Annotated in this window: 22 protein-coding genes; 21 read left to right on the forward strand and 1 reads right to left on the reverse strand. The window is 44.7% G+C overall.

The window, feature by feature from the left end; all coding sequences use genetic code 11:
- Window positions 1–167: 167 nt before the first annotated feature.
- Entirely contained in the window at window positions 168–830 is a 663-nt protein-coding gene (gene sleB, locus AC6ESP_RS14110) for a spore cortex-lytic enzyme (RefSeq protein ID WP_497097373.1), read from the forward strand.
- A 210-nt stretch (window positions 831–1040) separates the two neighbouring features.
- On the forward strand, window positions 1041–2096 hold the full coding sequence (locus AC6ESP_RS14115; protein WP_497097374.1) for a DUF1835 domain-containing protein: 1056 nt from the start codon (window positions 1041–1043) through the stop codon (window positions 2094–2096).
- A gap of 20 nt (window positions 2097–2116) precedes the next feature.
- Here AC6ESP_RS14115 and AC6ESP_RS14120 read toward each other — a convergent pair whose 3' ends face one another.
- Window positions 2117–2971, reverse strand: a complete 855-nt coding sequence (locus tag AC6ESP_RS14120) for an AraC family ligand binding domain-containing protein (protein ID WP_497097375.1) — start codon at window positions 2969–2971, stop codon at window positions 2117–2119.
- A 131-nt stretch (window positions 2972–3102) separates the two neighbouring features.
- Here AC6ESP_RS14120 and AC6ESP_RS14125 point away from each other — a divergent pair, with 131 nt between their 5' ends.
- The 19 genes from AC6ESP_RS14125 (at window position 3103) to AC6ESP_RS14215 (ending at window position 19193) form a co-directional block, all read left to right on the forward strand.
- Window positions 3103–5133, forward strand: a complete 2031-nt coding sequence (locus tag AC6ESP_RS14125; RefSeq protein ID WP_497097376.1) for a beta-galactosidase — start codon at window positions 3103–3105, stop codon at window positions 5131–5133.
- A 228-nt stretch (window positions 5134–5361) separates the two neighbouring features.
- The gene (locus tag AC6ESP_RS14130) at window positions 5362–6780 is read left to right on the forward strand and encodes a DEAD/DEAH box helicase (RefSeq protein ID WP_497097377.1); all 1419 of its coding nucleotides are present in this window, start codon (window positions 5362–5364) and stop codon (window positions 6778–6780) included.
- Window positions 6781–6954: 174 nt separating this feature from the next.
- Entirely contained in the window at window positions 6955–7671 is a 717-nt protein-coding gene (locus AC6ESP_RS14135) for a YdcF family protein (protein WP_497097378.1), read from the forward strand.
- Window positions 7672–7743: 72 nt separating this feature from the next.
- Entirely contained in the window at window positions 7744–8478 is a 735-nt protein-coding gene (locus AC6ESP_RS14140) for a GH25 family lysozyme (protein WP_497097379.1), read from the forward strand.
- Window positions 8479–8646: 168 nt separating this feature from the next.
- Window positions 8647–9075, forward strand: coding sequence for a DUF4265 domain-containing protein (locus tag AC6ESP_RS14145; RefSeq protein ID WP_497097380.1), 429 nt, complete (start codon window positions 8647–8649; stop codon window positions 9073–9075).
- A 228-nt stretch (window positions 9076–9303) separates the two neighbouring features.
- Window positions 9304–9813 (forward strand): GyrI-like domain-containing protein, encoded by a 510-nt coding sequence (locus AC6ESP_RS14150; protein WP_497097381.1) that lies wholly within the window; start codon window positions 9304–9306, stop codon window positions 9811–9813.
- Complete coding sequence (locus AC6ESP_RS14155) at window positions 9810–9953, forward strand: DUF1572 family protein (RefSeq protein ID WP_497097382.1); 144 nt, start codon at window positions 9810–9812, stop codon at window positions 9951–9953. The genes AC6ESP_RS14150 and AC6ESP_RS14155 overlap by 4 nt, the downstream gene beginning before the upstream one ends.
- 486 nt (window positions 9954–10439) lie before the next feature.
- Window positions 10440–11288 carry a DUF4261 domain-containing protein gene (locus AC6ESP_RS14160; RefSeq protein WP_497097383.1) on the forward strand — a complete coding sequence of 283 codons (849 nt, stop codon included), beginning with the start codon at window positions 10440–10442 and terminating at the stop codon, window positions 11286–11288.
- Window positions 11289–11348: 60 nt separating this feature from the next.
- Window positions 11349–11861 (forward strand): GNAT family N-acetyltransferase, encoded by a 513-nt coding sequence (locus tag AC6ESP_RS14165; RefSeq protein WP_497097384.1) that lies wholly within the window; start codon window positions 11349–11351, stop codon window positions 11859–11861.
- Window positions 11862–11910: 49 nt separating this feature from the next.
- A complete protein-coding gene (locus tag AC6ESP_RS14170) occupies window positions 11911–12459 on the forward strand; it encodes a GNAT family N-acetyltransferase (protein ID WP_497097385.1) in 549 nt (182 codons plus the stop codon).
- A 44-nt stretch (window positions 12460–12503) separates the two neighbouring features.
- Window positions 12504–12797, forward strand: coding sequence for an antibiotic biosynthesis monooxygenase family protein (locus AC6ESP_RS14175; protein WP_497097386.1), 294 nt, complete (start codon window positions 12504–12506; stop codon window positions 12795–12797).
- A 72-nt stretch (window positions 12798–12869) separates the two neighbouring features.
- Entirely contained in the window at window positions 12870–13523 is a 654-nt protein-coding gene (locus AC6ESP_RS14180) for an HAD family hydrolase (RefSeq protein WP_497097387.1), read from the forward strand.
- Window positions 13520–14263, forward strand: coding sequence for an HAD family hydrolase (locus AC6ESP_RS14185; protein WP_497097388.1), 744 nt, complete (start codon window positions 13520–13522; stop codon window positions 14261–14263). Before AC6ESP_RS14180 ends, AC6ESP_RS14185 begins: the two co-directional genes overlap by 4 nt.
- Entirely contained in the window at window positions 14253–14894 is a 642-nt protein-coding gene (locus AC6ESP_RS14190; RefSeq protein ID WP_497097389.1) for a hypothetical protein, read from the forward strand. The genes AC6ESP_RS14185 and AC6ESP_RS14190 overlap by 11 nt, the downstream gene beginning before the upstream one ends.
- A 92-nt stretch (window positions 14895–14986) precedes the next feature.
- Complete coding sequence (locus AC6ESP_RS14195) at window positions 14987–15295, forward strand: hypothetical protein (RefSeq protein ID WP_497097390.1); 309 nt, start codon at window positions 14987–14989, stop codon at window positions 15293–15295.
- Window positions 15296–15354: 59 nt separating this feature from the next.
- A complete protein-coding gene (locus tag AC6ESP_RS14200) occupies window positions 15355–15705 on the forward strand; it encodes a low molecular weight protein tyrosine phosphatase family protein (RefSeq protein WP_497097391.1) in 351 nt (116 codons plus the stop codon).
- A gap of 45 nt (window positions 15706–15750) precedes the next feature.
- Complete coding sequence (locus tag AC6ESP_RS14205; RefSeq protein WP_497097420.1) at window positions 15751–15996, forward strand: cold-inducible protein YdjO-related protein; 246 nt, start codon at window positions 15751–15753, stop codon at window positions 15994–15996.
- A gap of 76 nt (window positions 15997–16072) precedes the next feature.
- Window positions 16073–18019, forward strand: coding sequence for an ATP-dependent DNA helicase (locus AC6ESP_RS14210; RefSeq protein WP_497097392.1), 1947 nt, complete (start codon window positions 16073–16075; stop codon window positions 18017–18019).
- 307 nt (window positions 18020–18326) lie between these two features.
- Complete coding sequence (locus tag AC6ESP_RS14215) at window positions 18327–19193, forward strand: tyrosine-type recombinase/integrase (RefSeq protein ID WP_497097393.1); 867 nt, start codon at window positions 18327–18329, stop codon at window positions 19191–19193.
- Window position 19194 lies beyond the last annotated feature (1 nt).

Consider the following 19194-nt stretch of genomic DNA (forward strand, 5'->3'; position numbering starts at 1 on the left):
GTGAAACTGGAACCTAATTAATGGATTAGCAAATAAATGTAATTTGTGTATTTGGGTTACTTAATAAATTATTATGTGTTATTATCATGAAAGTAGCTGGGTCAAAACAAAATATTCCATTTAATGATGGTGAATAATTATTAAAAAAATGAGAAGGAGTGTAATGCATGAAAAATAATAATATTATTAGTAAAAGTATTGCGTATTTATTTGCATTTATAATAGCATTCGCAATTCCAATGCAGACGCTGCAAGCAGCTGCGCCTGCTACGTTAAGATATGGCAGTACCGCTGCTGATGTACCGGATCTACAATATCGTTTGAAGGTACTGGGGTATTTTACGGATGAGAACGTAACAAGCTTCTACGGCAAACAGACAGAGGATGCGGTTCGTAAGTTTCAAAAGGATTACCAGCTCGAGATTGACGGCATTGCAGGAGAGAAGACGTGGTCTGCCATTAAGAAAGTGTCTGTGAATGAGCGTGAGATGAATTTGCTCGCTCGCATTGTATACGCAGAGGCACGTGGCGAGTCCTATGAGGGGCAAGTCGCAGTGGCTGCAGTCGTTCTGAATCGTCTGGCTTCACCAGAGTTCCCTGATACGATAGAAGAAGTCATCGAGCAGTCGGGTGCATTCACTGCAGTGGATGATGGGCAATATTATATGTCACCGAACTCAGAATCGTATCACGCGGCACAAGATGCTCTGCATGGAGCAGACCCATCCAAGGGAGCGTTGTACTACTTCAACCCAGAGACAGCGACATCGAAGTGGATATGGTCACGTGAGCAAATCGTGCAGATCGGCAATCATATTTTCGCTATATAAGGAATGTTCCCTGCGCGTGTGCAGGTTATGTATGACTGAAGGGAGGAGCGATGAGCTCCTCTTTTTTCTGTATAGAATAAATGATTATTTTGGATATTTTTGGGATGTTCATATGTTTTTCGAGTGTATACATGTTAAAATTTCTTAGAGTTACCTCGCTTAAGGCGGCAACAAATATAATTCAGAAGCGGCAGAGGAGTGTAGAGGGCAATGGAACGATATATCGAGATCAAGAAAGCAATTGATAAGCTGTCACCTCAGGAATTGAAGATGGTATTGAAGCATTTGATGCTCCAGGTCCATCCCTCAGACCTTCATTCTAACACGGCTGAAGATGTATATGATTCCTTGAAGGAGCTCTACGAGGAGCTGCTCATGCCTGATGAACAGATACATAGATGGGAGCCAGATGCACGTACAGCTAAAGTTCATCTTGTATTCGGTGATTCAACTGCAGGGAGCTTGAAAGCAGTCATTAACCAGCTGGGATGTGTCGAGACGAATAAGGTTATATGCTTCCAGGATCTATTCTCCATTGGTCCATTATGGATGCTTCATGAAGAGGAAGGGCGAAGTCTAAGAGAGGAATGGCTTAGGGATCACATTAATCAAGGCTATAGTGAGCTGTATTCCGATGATGAAGAAGTAGAAGCCAATCATGCTGGCCTGGTCAGGCAGCTTAAACAAATTCCGGTACATGCCTCAATTGTAATATGGTGCAGCACGAATGCTTATGAGCAAGCAGGACTAAGATTTGCGATGTATTTGCTGAGGCAGAGCAGGAATGACATTCACTTATTTAATCCAGCAGTGACTTGTGAGAATAGGTTCAATCGGCCAGATAGGGAAATCCAATATGTACACAGTGGGGAAATCCCTACAGAGAAGCTAAGAGCTGTCTTTGACGATGCGGTAGCATCGAGGCCAATATCAAGACAAGACAGAGAGCAATTGGAGCAGGATTGGTTGCTGCTAGCCCAGCAGCATGAGGTGCTGCGAATATGGGATGGTCAACAGATTGTCAGTGTTGCTGATCATTATTTCGATGATTATTTGTTAAATACGATAGACAAGCTTCATTCCTATAGAGGAAATAATGATTTCATAAAAGCATCACGGATCATTGGCGAAGCGCTTGGCTATTGCGAGCAGTATATTGGCGATGCTTACTTCGAATATCGATTGCGGCATCTTGTGTACAATGGCTACTTGGACATCAAAGGGGTGCCGCGCGCGATGAGGCATTATAGTGTCAGGCGAAAATGAGCAAATAACGCTTCTTCTTATTAATGAAGCTTCCGAAATTGCTCAGGAGTCATGCCAGCGCTGCGGCGGAAGGTTGCTACGAAATGGCTGGCGTCCCTGAATCCAACAAGCTCTCCGATTTGTCTGACGGTTGAGGACGGCTGCATGACGAGTAATTCTTTGGCCTTGCGGATTCGCAGGCTGATGAAATACGCATAGGGGGATAAACTAAAGGTCTGCCGGAATAGCCCGTTGAGATGGCGTGATGAGATACCTAATATCTGAGCGAGCTCGGGCAAGCCAATATCCGGATCGGCCAAATGCAGCTCCATCCATTCCATGAGCGGACGAAGCTTGTCCACATTGCTGGATATCGTCGCCTTATTGTGCAGCTGTCCATATTTGCTCAGCATGGTAAGGAATAGGTAAGCATCGGAGGAGAGATGAAGTCCGAATACGTCGTGATCGGTTTTGATCCGATGGAGCATCGCCTCAACTTGATTAGCAAAGGGTGATTGCTCCTCCCATTCATAATAAGCAGACCGGTTCATATCCAAGGATTGTAGGATTGCTTCTACTGCAGGTCCACCGAATGTTACATAAAAGGTTTCCCAGTCCGAATTCGCGGCTGCCTCGTACTGGTGAGGAGCATGGGGGAGAAGCAGCACGCCGCTGCCAGCTGCAAGGCGCGTGGTTTTATCGTCAAATTGAACTTGACCTTCTCCTCGCTTGGTCTGAATCCAATGATAAATCGGATACCCCTGTGGACGAGTTACTTTCTCTTGTTCTCGGTTATGTCCAAGGCTCTCCACCATGAGTGGCATAGGCTGTTCCTCAGACGGAGTGAGGACAAATCGCAGATGGGTCAATTGGTTAGCCAGCACAATAGGTTCCAATGGGTCTTCCTCCTACAGTAAGTTCCATATTATTATATGGGTTTCTCTAGTATCTTATATTTAAAGCGCATACAACAATCGTTACAATGGATATATACTTATATACCACTATCGTAAAGGATGTGTCCATAATGATCAACAGCAAGCTTCCTAAGATCTGGTACGGGGGAGACTATAACCCGGAGCAGTGGGAAGACCCGCAAATATTATCCGAAGATAACCGTATGTTCAAGCTGGCGGGCATCGATGTTGCAACGGTTAACGTTTTCTCTTGGGCGCTGGCTCAACCGAATGAAGACACGTATGATTTTACCTATCTGGATGAAACCATAGATCGTTTGTATAAGGACGGTATCTACACCTGTCTCGCCACAAGTACAGGAGCGCACCCCGCTTGGATGGCGAAGAAATATCCTGATGTGCTGCGTGTAGACTATCAAGGACGTAAGCGTAAATTTGGCGGTCGTCACAACTCCTGTCCGAACAGCCCAACGTATCGCATCTACTCGGAACGGATTGCCGAGAAGCTGGCTGAGCGCTACAAGGATCATCCTGCTGTTCTGATCTGGCATGTGTCGAACGAATATGGCGGTTATTGCTACTGCGATAATTGCGAGACAGGTTTCCGTGAATGGCTGCAGAAGCGTTACGGCACCTTGGAGAAGCTGAACAAAGCTTGGAACACACGCTTCTGGGGCCATACCTTCTACAATTGGGATGAGATCGTCGTTCCTAATGAGCTGAGTGAGGAGTGGAGCGGCAACCGCACGAACTTCCAAGGCATATCGCTGGATTACCGTCGCTTCCAATCAGCAAGCATGCTGGAATGCTATAAGATCGAATACAATGTGCTCAAAAAGCATACACCAGATCTTCCTATAACAACGAATCTGATGGGCTTCTATCCAGAGCTGGATTATTTCGAGTGGGCAAAATATATGGACGTGGTATCATGGGACAACTACCCTTTATTGGACACCCCGTACAGCTTCACAGCTATGACTCATGATCTGATGCGTGGTCTGAAGCAGGGCCAGCCGTTCATGCTGATGGAGCAAACACCTAGCCAGCAGAACTGGCAGGCTTACAACTCGTTGAAGCGTCCAGGTGTAATGCGTCTGTGGAGCCATCAGGCAGTAGCACGCGGCGCGGATACCGTGTTGTTCTTCCAGCTGCGTCGTTCGATCGGCGCATGCGAGAAATATCATGGAGCTGTAATTGAGCATGTTGGTCATGAGCATACCCGTGTCTTCCGCGAGAGCGCTGAGCTTGGTATGGAGCTCCAGAAGCTCGGTGACAAGGTTCTGGATTCACGTGTTGAGGCAAAGGTTGCCATTGTGTACGATTGGGAGAATCGATGGGCAATTGATCTGTCCAGCGGTCCAACTGTCGCATTGAAGTATGTTGACGAGGTTCATAAATATTATGACGCTTTGTTCAATATGAACGTTCAGACGGCTATGATCGGTGTAGAAGAGGATTTGAGCGGGTACGATATCGTCATTGCTCCTGTTCTATATATGGTGAAGCCTGGTTATGCTAACAAAGTGGAGGAGTTCGTAGCGGCAGGCGGCACATTCGTAACGACATTCTTCAGCGGCATCGTGAATGAGAATGATCTCGTTACAACGGGTGGTTATCCAGGTGAGCTTCGGAATGTGCTGGGCATTTGGGCAGAGGAGATCGATGCCCTGCTGCCGGGTAAAACAAATCAGCTCGTGATGAAGGAGCAGCTTGGAGCACTTCAGGGTTCTTATGAGTGTGGTATTCTGTGCGACTTGATTCATACGGAGAACGCGCAGGCTGTTGCGGAATACGGCAGTGATTTCTACAAGGGCATGCCTGCTCTGACAGTCAATAAGTTTGGTCAAGGCGAGGCATGGTACGTTGCAACTAGCCCAGATAAGGCATTCATGGAAGGCTTTATGGCTAAGCTAGTACAGGATAAAGGCATTCGTTCACTAGCGAGTGGTCCTATTGGGCTCGAAGCCTCGCGCCGGACGAAGGATGGTCAGGCGCTGTTGTTCTTGCTTAACCACAACGCTGACGCAGTTACTGCAGAGCTGGAAACGGGAGTATCCTACACTGATGCGATATCTGGCGAAGCAGTTGCGGGTACGGTTGAAGTGCCTGGCTATGGCGTAGTTATATTGAGTGAATAGGGACAGAAGGAATTATAGCTTAGCTTAGTAAAAAGCCGGTTACGTGAGAGCGTAATTCGGTTTTTTTTTGCTACTAATTAATTTCTGAAAAAAAGCTTGTATCTTTTCATGCTCAACTATGGTATCTTTATTTGTTATGACGTAACAGAACGGTTAGTGGAGACCGCTGCAATTCATCATTGAAATTACGTAAATAATAATATATGTACTTATAATTAAGGAGATAACATGACATTTAACGAATTAAATTTGATCCCCCCCATTCTAAAAGCTTTAAGTAAAGAGAAATATACTTCGCCAACGCCTATTCAGGAGCAATCGATACCTGCTGTATTAGAGGGCAGAGATTTGCTGGGCTGTGCACAGACGGGTACGGGTAAGACTGCTGCATTCTCATTGCCCATTATTCAACTCCTCAGCGAGCAGAAGATCGTGAAGACGAATGCACGCCGTATTCGTTCTCTCATATTGTCACCGACAAGGGAGCTGGCGATTCAAATTGCAGACAACATCAAGGCTTACAGCCAATATACAGATATTCGCTGTACTTCTATTGTCGGCGGTGTCTCACAGAGAGCGCAGGAGCGTGCGCTTAGCCAAGGTGCGGATATTGTAATTGCAACACCGGGCCGTCTAATCGACCTGATTAACCAGAAGCGTATTGATCTGCAGCATGTTCAAATTCTTGTACTGGATGAAGCTGACCGCATGCTGGATATGGGCTTTATTCATGACGTTAAGCGAATTATCGCCAAGATGCCTAGTAAGAAACAAACGCTGTTCTTCTCGGCAACGATGCCTACAGAAATAGCGAGCATGATTAAATCTATTCTCGTTAATCCAGTAAAAGTAGAGATTACACCCGTGTCTTCGACGGTAGATCGGATAGAGCAGTCGATTTATTTGCTCGAGAATGGGAAGAAGCAGGCGCTGCTCAATGATCTGCTGCAGGACAAAGCCATTGCGTCTGCACTAGTGTTCACTCGTACCAAGCGTGGTGCGGATCGTGTAACACGTGATTTGACTAAAGCAGGCATTACAGCTCAAGCTATTCACGGGAACAAGTCCCAGAATGACCGTCAGAACGCCTTGAGAAACTTCAAGAACGGCATTACACGTGTCCTTGTAGCAACAGATATCGCAGCAAGAGGTATCGATGTGGATGAGCTCTCCCATGTCTTCAATTTCAACCTTCCTGATACTCCAGAAACCTATGTTCATCGTATTGGCCGTACGGGTAGAGCAGGCAATAGCGGAATGGCAATCTCCTTCTGCGAGCTGGAGGAGCTGTCGAATCTGAAGGATATTGAGAAATTGATTAAGAAGAGCATCCCTGAAGTGAAGGATCATCCATATCCGATGCGCAATCGTCCAGTCGCGAAGAGCTCTGCTGGAGCGGGACAAGGTAAGCCAAGAGCGAATAGACCATCGGGTGCAAGACAAGGGGCTTCTGGCAGACCGTCAAGCGCTAGACCTGGCACACCTAAACCGGCGACGGCTGGAGCAGGAGTAGGAGCAGGAGCAGGAGCAGGAGCTGGATCGTCAAGATCAGCTGGTTCATCTTCAAGGCCAGCTGCGGCTTCCCAATCTAAGCCAGTGCGCAAGCCTCAATCGGAATGGTTCACCAAAGGCAAAGCGAGTAGATAATTGTTCGTGAATGGATAGAAGGCATGGGGCTGACGCTCTGTGCTTTTTTTTATACGCATTATCCGCATTAGGAGCTAGTTGTGACCTATTCCCATCAATTAGGAGGTTTGTTATACTGCAATAGTAGATTACAGAACATTATGGGAATAGGAATGAAGGAGAATTCGATTACCGATGAAAAAAGTAGATTACCTTTTAATCGCGGTCTGTGCTGCATTACTGCTCACACTCGGACGAAGCTTCGGGGTTTTGCTGATATGCTTCGCCAGCGCTGTGTTCATTGCAGGCACCAAAATCAATTATAAAAAGCACTATATGGTTAAAAGATTTCTTATTGCGGGTTCCCTATTGGTGGGGATATCCTTTGTCATCGCAGAAGGTTATGTCCTGTCTGGCTTCCGAAGCGAAGAGAATCAAGCAGCCTACGCCGATTATATCGTTGTGCTGGGAGCTGGCCTGAAGGGTGCGGAGCTGTCACAAACCTTGCAGGACAGGCTGGATACAAGCTTGAGGGTCGCAACCAGCAGAGGTGATATTCCGATTATTGTGTCCGGCGGTCAGGGACCCGATGAGGATATTTCGGAAGCGGAGGCTATGAGCAGCTACTTAGAGAGCAAAGGTGTAGCACCTGAGAGGATCATATTGGAAAATAAGTCGACGAGCACGGAAGAAAATTTGCGGTTTTCTAAAAGGATTATGAAGGAGAAAGGAATAGAGGAGCCACGCATTATTCTAGTTACAAGCGATTATCACATGTTCAGAGCGAAGCTGCTGGCTCGTCAGCTGGATATTACGGCTTATGGTATGCCAGGCCCTTCGCCCGGTTATTTGAAGCCTGTTAATATGATTAGAGAGTACTTGGCGCTTGGCAAAACCTTATTGTTAGGATAGGCTACCAGTATCTGAATGTGAGAGGACAGATAGACTAGGCGAGGATGGATAGAATGGAGGGAATCTATAATCTTGCATAATAGACGACAGGCTACAATTAGATTTGTGAGCCGTTACAGGCTGATCATTATTATTGTTCTTCTATTTATCATTGGCGTACTAGAGTATAAGGGCATCATCTGGCACAACAGTATATTCGCCTCTAAGTACGAGGTTAGAGGCATTGATGTAGCCCGTTATCAGAAGGATATTGACTGGGAAGAAGTAGCTGGCAGCGGACAATACCAATTCGCCTACATCAAGGCAACCGAGGGTAGAGATTTCACAGATAAATATTTTGAGCAGAATTGGCTGGAGGCTAACAAGACGGATCTGTTAGTTGGCGCTTATCATTTTTTTACGACACAGAGTACAGGTGAAGAGCAGGCCATGCATTTCATACATACGGTACCTAACGATGGAATTCAACTGCCACCAGTCATTGATATTGAGATTGCGCTAGATAAAGAGGTCGCAGTAATCCGGCGTGAATTAACCATTCTAAGTGATATCTTGGAGCAGCATTATGAACAAAAACCGATACTATATGTGACATACGATACGTTCAACACCTATATTACTGATCAATTCTATGAGAATGAGATATGGATTCGAGATATTGTGAAGCATCCTAGCCTTAAGTACAATAGAGAATGGACGTTCTGGCAGTACAATAACCGGGGTAGAATAGACGGCATTGAAGCATATGTAGATATTAATGTGTATAACGGAGATCAAGCTGCTTTTGAACAAAGATTCAAGAAGTGATACCAATATACGAGGAAATATAATAAGGTTAATAGTAAACCATGTGAAAGATTAATGTAATTAATTAATAGGCCGATAGAAATAATAGAGGATATTATCGATAATTAACGTTGTGAATTGACTCTAATTCTATTAATCTATAAAATATGATGTAATTTAGCTGAGAAGGTGAAGATCATACGAGAGGTTCTGCAATTAAAAATATGCTTCGATGGTATGGGGCAACAGATTGAAGAGTTAGATGTTCACCAGATTACGGATAATACGTACAGAGTAGCCGAAAACCCTATATTCACGGAACAGGTCACATTCGGAGATATTATTAAAGTAAAGCAGGATCAAGATATATACTATTACATGGAAACGATGCGTAAGTCGGATTACAAGCGATATACTTGGCTGCTTAGTAAGACTGCAATGTTATCAGAAGAAATTGATAGACTCAAAACACAAATTATAGAGATGCATGGCAAATGGGAGATTGTGTTCGGCGGCTTCCTCATTGTTAATCTTCCTAAGAACACAGAGTTCAATATTGAGCTGGAGCTGAATAAAATTGTAACGAAATTCGATAAGTATGAACCGGGCAATCTTTAGCAGCAAGCAGGTGATACTGAGCGTAAGAAGCATAGACATCCACACCATCTTTGCGAGGCAAGACAAGCAAGGGTGGTAGTCATCCACGAATATCCTTCTCTATATTCTCCGTGTCGTTATCGTTCGATTCACATCCATTAGAAAAGTCTTAACAACCTATAGCTGCTTATGCAGATTATCAATTGTAAGTGCATACCAATAATGGTAGGAATGATGGGAGGTAGGACGTTGAAGGATAAATTATTGAAGAGACCTGAGATGACTTTGTTAGGCTTAGCATGTCAAGTATCGTTGGAAGAGGGGACCTCAGCGATCTCGGCTCAACAGCTTGCCGAACAGTTTTATGCTAGAAGAGGAGAGCTTACCAATTGCATCAATACAGATGAGGTAATCGGGCTGCTTACGAATCCTGAAGTGGATGCTTCGAATGATCAGGGGATGGAGTATTTTATCGGTGCACAGGTCTATATCAGCAATGACATACCAGAAGGAATGGTATATCGTTTAATTCCAGAGAATGACTACGTTGTCTTTACATTGCCAGAACGAGAAGAAGCCGCTGCGGGCGCCGGCGCTATTCATGAATACTTGAATTCGACTTGGTTAGCCAGTCATTCCTATGATTTATGTGAACGCTTCCTAGTCGAGGTGTATGATGTTCGTAATTGGGATAAAGAGTCAGACCATATTCAGACCGATATTTATTTTCCAATACGGGAAAAGGAACTCCTATTATGACTCAGATCGTTAGACAGAAGGTTAGAACGAATCTAGACATGCTGCATCAATGCGCTGCGCATTATTCGGAGCATATGGGACAGATTCTGTATATCGCTAAGCAATGCCTTGGAGAGAATTATAAATCAACATCCATATAAAGTAATGGATAAGAGTACTCGAGTCATACAAGGCTGGTTCACGCCATATATATAGTAGTGGGAAACGTAAGTCAGGTTTAAGCATGCATGGGGAGGAGACCAGAGAGAAGGAGCATTGCGGATAGCAAGGAGGAAGGACTATGAGTGCAGAACTGCTCATTCAACTACTCGTGCTGATTGTAATGATAATCGATCTGGCCAGAGATTCCAATAAGTCTTAGCCTGTGATGAATCCGAGAGCCTGTAGGTTCTCGGGTTTTTTCATTCTAATGATTGAGCTAAGTTTGATCAGCGCGAATGAAGGCTGATTGTCCTAAACTCATCCGAAAAAGGAAGCCACATCCATTTGGGTGTGGTATAATATACGCTAACTGCTACATCGTGCCGCATATCCAATGATTTGTACAGAAATGGACAATTCGATTATGCGGTTTTTTCATTAGAATAGTCGATTGAACGCTTAACGCTTGGAAGGGAGGGAACCTCGTGTCCGAACATAATCCAGATGACAATAATAAGGGAGTATTCGTGGCTGCGTATGGGGTCGAGCTGCTATACACTGACAAGCCTAATGTATCACCAGATTCACTGTTAGCCTCAATTAGAGAGCTGCTGCCTGATGCAGTGCTCATCGGCAAGAGCGACGGCTTCATCTCATTCGTGTTCCAAGAGCATTATTGCGAATATGCAGATGGAATACTGCCGGCCCAGATTACTCTAGCATTCAGGGAAAGCAAGAAGGTTAGGGAAAGATGGGATGAGAGCTTCGAGCAATCCTGGAGATGGTCTGAGGCGAGAGAAGTCGTAGAGGAGAAGGGCCGATATTCGGTACTCGTTACCGACATGATGGCATCTGGACTTGCCTATCCTATTCGAATGCAGCTATTCCAGAAGGTTCTCTACACGATTGTACAAGAAGTACCATGTGCGGCCATGCATTGGGTTCACAGCCAACAGTGGATTGAGCCTCAGGACTACCTGGATAACGTACCTGGATCGGAATCCTATGATCCCCTTATCGGAATCATTAATGTGCGATTATATCAAATTGAAGGCACCGAGGATTCATTAATGGATACAATTGGTCTTGGGGCAATTGGTCTTCCAGATCTGCAGTGTCATTATCACAGCCTGGATGCGAATGTTATTGCCAATACATTATACTCCTATGGGAATTACATATATCACAATGGCGAGGTTATTGAAGACGGTAATACAATTGAGGGCATAGACGGCAGTAAATGGACTTGTCAGCATGAGATTTCACAGATTGGTCCTTTTAGAGTAGTTATCGACATTCATACAGGACCTTATGCGGTGGGGAATAGAGAGTAGCATTCGCAAGGATAGTGCTATAGAACAAAGTAACATAACTTCACATTCAGAGGTGAAAAGATGAAGCAGGTAAGCGAGCCGATTACGATCCAGATAAGACAAGCGTTGTTGGAGGATAGCAGCAGTATATTAGAGCTGTGGCAAGCTTCTGCCAGATGGCTGCAAGCCAAAGGCATTAACCAATGGAAGCCAGAATATTTCAATCTGGAGCAGGTGCATGAATGGTTTGAGAGTGGCTCCGAAATTTATGTAGCAGAATGGCAGAATGTAATTGTCGGTACTTTAATTGTTAATTGGTCGGATTCCTTCATGTGGGAAGAGCTGGATGATAAGGAGTCTGGCTATATTCACCGCTTTGCAACGAGCAGAAACCATGTCGGAATGAGGATAGGCGAGCAGCTGCTTGATTGGGCAGAGAGCTATATTCACTCTAATGGATTGAAGATACGACTTGATTGTATGGCCGCTAATGAACGGTTGAATGGTTATTATATAAGCAGAGGTTATCAATTCATTCGATCCAAGAATTGGGATCAGTGGAGTGCGAATCTGTATCAGAAGCATGGAGACTGAAGCAGCCAACAGTTGATTGATTACTGAATTTGCTAAGGGGGAATGTACATTGAACAATGCAGATATTTTCGCCCATCTTCCAATATTAGAAACAGAGCGGACGCTGCTCAGGGAAATTCGTGAGAGTGATGCTGCAGATATGTTCCATTATTGTTCTGATCCTGAGGTTTCGCAATATACGACATGGGAGGCACATCAATCGATCGAGGATACACGGAGGTTCATCTCCAACGTACTGCAAAGGTATACGAACAAAGATATTGCTTCATGGGGTGTGGTTGATCGGTTGACCGGCAAGTTAATTGGAACCTGTGGTTATGTGAATTGGGACCGTGAGCATTCCAAAGCTGAAATAGGCTATGCACTATCGAAGGAATATTGGAATAATGGAATTATGTCAGAAGCGGTGAATCGCGTTATCCAGTTTGGTTTTCAAGATATGGGCTTAGTTAGAATCGAAGCAAGATGCCATCCAGATAATATTGGTTCATCCAAAGTAATGGAGAAGACAGGGATGAGGCTGGAAGGGATATTACGTAAGCATGTATTCGTGAAGAATGAGTATATCGATGTGAAGATGTACTCTATCATTAATTAATTATAGATCATAGATTGAATGAAGAAGGGTGTAGGAATTATAACATGATATTAGAGGTAGCGATTCTACAAGTAAAAGCAGGATTAACGGACGAATTTGAGTCGAGCTTCAAGCAAGCTTCAACAATTATTTCTAGTATGAAGGGTTATGTGAACCATGAACTGCAGAAATGCATCGAGGAAGAGAACAAATATATTTTGCTCGTACGCTGGGAAACGCTAGAGGATCATACAATAGGCTTCCGAGGATCACAGCAGTATCTGGAATGGAAGAGCTTATTGCATCACTTCTATGATCCGTTCCCAACAGTCGAGCATTACACCAGCATTGTAGGATAGACAGATTAGAAGGTCTGCTGATGCAGGCCTTTTTGTATAGGGAGAGAGGAGATTCCATGTACTACTGGCAAGGTGAAAGTAGACGAAGGGGAGTTGATGACCATGGCAGCTAAGCCGCAGTTAGTGCTGGATTTGGCTGGGGTGCTCATTAGCAATCTATCTCCTCACATGTGGATGCAGGTAGCAGAGCAATCGGGAATGAGCTTTGAGCAGGTAAAGATACGATTAAAACAAGAAGTAAGGCATCCATTGTGGACTGGAGCAATGAGCGAGTCGGAGTTCTGGGTATGGTTGAAGCAGCTAAATCCATTGCTTGATACTGTAGCTGCGAAGCAGGTATTGAAGCAGCAAATGCAGCCATTGCCTGCGATAGAGCGGCTTGCCAGTTGGAGTGAGAGAATGGATATCCATCTGCTCAGTAATCATAGGGAAGAGTGGCTAGTCGAGCTTCTTCAGTCTGTGCGGTCTTCTATTATAAGCGTCACTATATCCAGTGCAGTTGGAGTCTGCAAGCCGGAGCTTGCGATCTATAACCTAGTTAATCAGAACTTAGATTCTAGTCGACCAATCTGGTATGTAGATGATCAGGATAAGAATTTGTCCCCTGCACGTCAACTCGTTTGGCGAACCTATAAGGCAGACCCAAGTGGAGAGTGGGTCGATCAAATCGAACAGGCTTGTGAGTATTGGTATGCTGTTGATTGCAAAAAGGAGGGAATGGTTTGATAAAAGGGGTTCTATTCGATCTGGATGGTACACTGCTTAATCGGGACGCTTCTCTACTTTCTTTTGTAGAGGAGCAGTACGAAAGATGGAACGAGCTGCAGCAGGTTGCGAAATCCGTGTATGTGAATCGCTTTATTGAGCTGGACAATCGGGGGTATGTCTGGAAAGATAAAGTGTACCAGCAGCTCATAGAGGAGTACGATCTCAAGCTGGATGGGGAGTGTCTTCTAGAAGATTACATCGAAGGCTTCCAGAGACATTGCATAGGCTTCAATAATCTTCATGAAATATTGGGGTTATTGAGAGAGATGGGATTAAAGCTCGGGATGATAACGAATGGCTTTGGCCGGTTTCAAATGAATAACATTCTGGCCTTAGGGATTGAAGATTATTTCGATACGATTCTAGTGTCTGAGACAGAGGGCTTAAGGAAGCCGGATTCAGCTATTTTCGCAAGAGGGCTTAGCCGATTAGGGCTGGAAGCAGATGAAGCCATCTATGTAGGAGATCATCCGCTCAACGATGTAATAGCGAGTCGAAATGCTGGGATGATCGGCATATGGAAGGAAGACAAGCATTATCAGGAAGATTTTGAGCATGATGGCAAGATAGGAGATCTATTGGAGATCATTAAGATTGTTCGTGGAAATGGTCTCTGGAGTCATGAAGCGCAGACAAGCGCAGGCTCGGTCGATGAAGGAATAGATTCTCGTCTAATAGGGAGGACCAATGGCAATTAATAGATTCAAAACATGGAGTGTAGTTGTGTTCCTAAGTTTACTATTGCTGTTAGTGTCAAGCTGTACATCAGCACAGGAATCTGAACCTGAAGTAAAGGAAGCACCAGCGGAAATAACAGTAACACCAGTCGACGTATTTACAGGAGACGGAGCTAAGTTTAAGCATTTCTTAGGCCCCATGTCCGGTGCATTTAAAGTACGCTATGAAGGAAACAAACCAAATGCGAAGCTAAATATTGATCTCTGGGAAGATGGCAAAAAAGTAAAATCCTCAGGCTCGATTGGCGATTTGTTCTTCAGTTCGGGTGCTATGGAATCACAGGAAGTAGAGATCATTATTTCGATTGAAACGGTGTCACTTGATGGAAAAGATAGTTTTCACATCATTAAAGTAAATACGATTTATGACAATAGTTCAAGCCTCTTTACTATTAACCTTCCATATGATGAACAATTGACAGCAAGAGGGCTGATCTTCAACAGTACACCACAAACCTTTTTAGCGGATGAGCCTGTTCATGTATGGGGAATGCACGCAACAAGCAATAATGCCATTTACACTTCGGACTTCTCACCGGAATCCTTAAGCAGACTTGAATGGGCGCTTATCTTTACTCTAGAGTTTGAATAGTAGAGATGAAGTGGTGTTAATGGGCATTGTTATAGTAAAATGAACTTTTAGAATCGCATGAACGTGTGAAGAACAACAGTGGAGGGATTACAATGAGCAAACGATATCGCATTACGAGATCATTGCAGGGCGATGGCCAATCCGAACAAATGATAACTTTAGAAGAAAGTAAGCAATATTTTGCTGAAAAATCCGATTTCACTTATTCATCTGTATTTACTGTGAAAGGTGCGACCAGCATGTCAATTGAAGGAGATTTCTTCATGTGGAGTTTTGGAGATACTCTCATTCCATTCCGGCATTATGAGGGGGAAATCTACGTGTCGGGTAACAATGATGCAGTGATTCCAACTATGGTTGAGGTTGCCAGCGCACTCAGGGCAGATGTGGTGGAGGAATAGATACATCGTGTGGAAAGGCACTGCTTCTTCGCTAGAAGCAGTGCCTTGTTAGGCTAATAATGGAGGTCGATTTCATCAAACTTTTATTTGTATGCAGTCGCAACAAATGGCGAAGCCTGACAGCCGAGCATATATTCGCACCTATGGATGGCTTTGAGGTACGCTCAGCAGGGACAGAGGATCATGCAAGAATTAAGGTGACAGCAGGACATATTGGATGGGCAGATCTTATATTTGCTATGGAGAAAAAGCATGTTCGAAGACTACAGGATAAATATGGGGTAGAGCTAGCTGGTAAAAAAGTCATATGCTTGCACATACCGGATGATTACGGATATATGGATGAACAGCTGGTAGAAGTACTTCTCACAAATGTCTCTGAGCATGTCGCAATACCTAATTCCCTTTGACTTGGACCACCCAGAAATGATATATTAATCGGGATTGTTTTGAATGTGCATGAGGGAAAGGGATGTAAAGAATTGGCTACAAGTGAAGACATAGTTAAACCGAAATTAACACCTACCAAGATTTTAAAATGTAAAAATCCGGATTGCAAAGCGTGGATTAGAGATGAGTTCGCATCGACGGATCAGAATTGTCCGATATGCAAAGGAACAATGCTGCGCAGCATGAAGCATCTTCCTGCAGTACAGAACAAACCGAAACCACAGCCGCGAAAACCGAAGTCTGACTTTTAGAGTTTGAAAAGGGGATTGCACAAACGGCTGCGTGCGCTGCACGCAGCCGTTTGTGCCTAATGGAGGCACAACGATATTGAGTAATTATCCGTTTACGTTCGACCCAAAAGAGTCATATATGCAGCAAGCCAGCGATTGGATTGCAGATGTGTTCTATGAGAAGCTTCCTGAGGCAGGCTTCGAGATAAGAGATGAACAGATCTACATGGCTTTCCAGCTGGAGCGGGCTTATGCTGATAAACAGACGATATTCGCAGAAGCAGGAGTAGGAACCGGTAAAACGCTCGTCTACCTGCTATATGCGATAAGCTATGCTCGTTATACAAGAAAACCAGCGATTATTGCTTGTGCGGACGAGTCATTGATTGAACAGTTAGTGAAGCCAGAAGGAGATATTGCTAAGCTGGCACGATATCTGGAGCTGACTATTGATGCTAGGTTAGGCAAATCGCAGGATCAGTATTTGTGCTTGAATAAGCTGGACGATGCGAAGTCTGAGCTGGATGACGGAGAGCTCTTCGATGATATTTATCGCGAGCTGCCAAGCTTCGTTCATAAGCCAGAGACGATGCAGAGCTTCTACCCTTATGGCAATCGCAAAGATTATCCTGATCTGAATGACGAGCAGTGGAATAAGCTAGGCTGGGATGTATTCCAGGATTGCCTTGTGTGCAGCAGACGTCATCGCTGCGGCCAGACGTTATCTCGAGAGCATTATCGGAAGGCTGCGGATCTGATTATCTGTTCTCATGATTTCTACATGGAGCATGTGTGGACTTACGAAGCGAGAAAGCGTGAAGGGCAGCTTCCGCTCCTTCCAGAGCATAGCTCTGTTGTATTTGATGAAGGACATTTGCTGGAGACTGCGGCGCAGCAGGCATTAACCTATAAGCTGAATCATGCTCAGTTCGAGGGCATTGTCACTCGTCTGCTGCAAGAGGAGATTCGGGAATCGTTAGCTGTTGCCGTCGAGGATGCCATCACGCAGAGTGAGCATTTGTTCCGCATCGTGAATAAGTACAGTGAAAAGGTAACCGCTTCTGATCGGAAGGAAATTATATGGAATGCAGAGCTGATTCGCGAGATTAATCGCCTGCAGGATATCCTCGCAACAATTGAAGAGGAATTGGTGTTCGAGAGCGGCTTGTACACAATTGATACGTATCAATTGAAAATTGTAGAAGAGCACTTGGAAATGATTCAATTCGCATTATCTCTGTTTAAGCAGGCAGAGAAGCCAATTAGCTGGGTAACCGACGATTCCAAAGGGATCTCCCTAGTGATTATGCCGAAATGGGTGAAGGAAGTACTGAAGGAGCAAGTGTTCTCCAAAAAAATGCCGATTGTTTTCTCATCTGCCACGTTGTCTGTTAATGGTTCCTTTGACTACATTAAAGACAGCTTAGGAATTGATCAAGCGCTTAGCTTCTCTGTTGCATCTCCGTATGATTACGAGAATCAAATGAAGCTATTTGTGCCTGAACAAGGAACGACATTGTCCTTCACGGATAAAATAAGCAAAACGACGGAGCTGTTAATCGCTTCCGGCGGACGAACCTTACTGCTGTTCCCATCTCAAGAGGAGCTTGAACAGTTCCGTGCAGAGATGCAGAAGCTTCCTATCAGCTTACAATATCGATTCCTCTATGAAGGATCTGCTGAGATTAGTTACTTGATTGGTGAGTTCCAGAATGAGGAGAGCAGTATTCTCTGTGCAGTTACGTTATGGGAGGGGCTGGATATTCCAGGCGCATCCTTATCCCAAGTAATTGTGTGGTCGCTGCCATTCCCTCCGAATGATCCGGTATTTGCAGCTAGACGCAATGATTCAGAGCAGCCGTTCGAGGATGTGGACATGCCGTATATGCTGCTTCGTCTTAGACAGGGGATAGGACGGCTCATTCGTTCGCGAGAAGACGCAGGTCAGATTATTTTGTTCGGAGAAGAGCTGAATCAATCTGAAGTTAGACAAAGAGTAGAGCATATTATTCCAGAAGGTGTTGCTGTACAGCTGCTAGGATAAGCAATAAATGATATAAGCAAGTAGAAGAAGAGGAGAAGGCGGTCTCTTCTTCTTTTTTTGCGTTCACCAATGAAAGGAATGCTCGATGAGTGGGGAAATAGGGCGATATTTGGCTTAGAAAAATTGCATGAAATACATATTTCACGCAATTTCGATTGTAAGCCTCTTTTTGGGTGTGATAGAATACAGAGTACTGTTTATTTTATCGTATTATTAACCATTATTTTACATCGGAGGCGCATTAGCGATCAAACATCATGAACTACTAGATACCTATAGTATGGAAATCGACCTGTTCTCGATCTGGATGAAAAATAAAGGAATGACCAAAGCGACTCAACAAGCATACTTGAATGATACCCGTCATTTTTTGCATGAAGTGCATCCTGTTAGTGTGAAGCAGCTTGGCAAAATGGATGTGATGCGGTTTCTATCGGGCTGCCGTGAGAATGGGGCAGGAGATGAAGCATGGAATCGCAAGCTGTCTTCACTCCGTTCCTTCTTCAAGGCTCTTATCGAAATGGAAGCGGCCGATGCCAATCCTGCCACGTTGATAGCGAAGTCCAAGCAGGAGAAGAATCGGATCCCGGTCTACTTGGAGGAGAATGAGCTGGAAGCTCTCGTTCAATCAATCCATGGCAAATATTATTATCGTAATCTGGCAATTGTGCTGCTTATGGCCTATGCCGGTCTGCGTGTTGGTGAGATTCATCGGCTGAATGTTCCCGATATTCGGCAAGATGGCGCCATTCATGTGCTCGGCAAAGGGCGCAAATGGCGGGTTATTCCGCTCCCTGCCGCCCTTCATGACGTGCTTCGCAAAGCGCTGGATGATCGAATGGATGTGAGAGCGGGCAAGGAGCAGCCGGTATTCGTATCGCAGCTCGGCCGTCGTCTCTCGATTCGTATGATCCAGACAGTCGCGGATACAACGATCAGACAGCTGAAGCTTGATTGGCCCAGCCTAGGGGATAAATCGATATCCAGCCATAAGCTGAGACATTCCTTCGCAACGATGCAGATTCGCAGCGGCACCGATATTCGAACGCTGCAGGAGCTGCTTGGTCATGCGAGTATCGAGACGACCCAAATCTATACGCATATTGATAACAAGCAGCTTCAGCATGCAATGGGTAATATATCCAGTAAAATTCCAATCGGACTCGTGAAGTAAC

The organism is Paenibacillus xinjiangensis, from assembly GCF_059686975.1.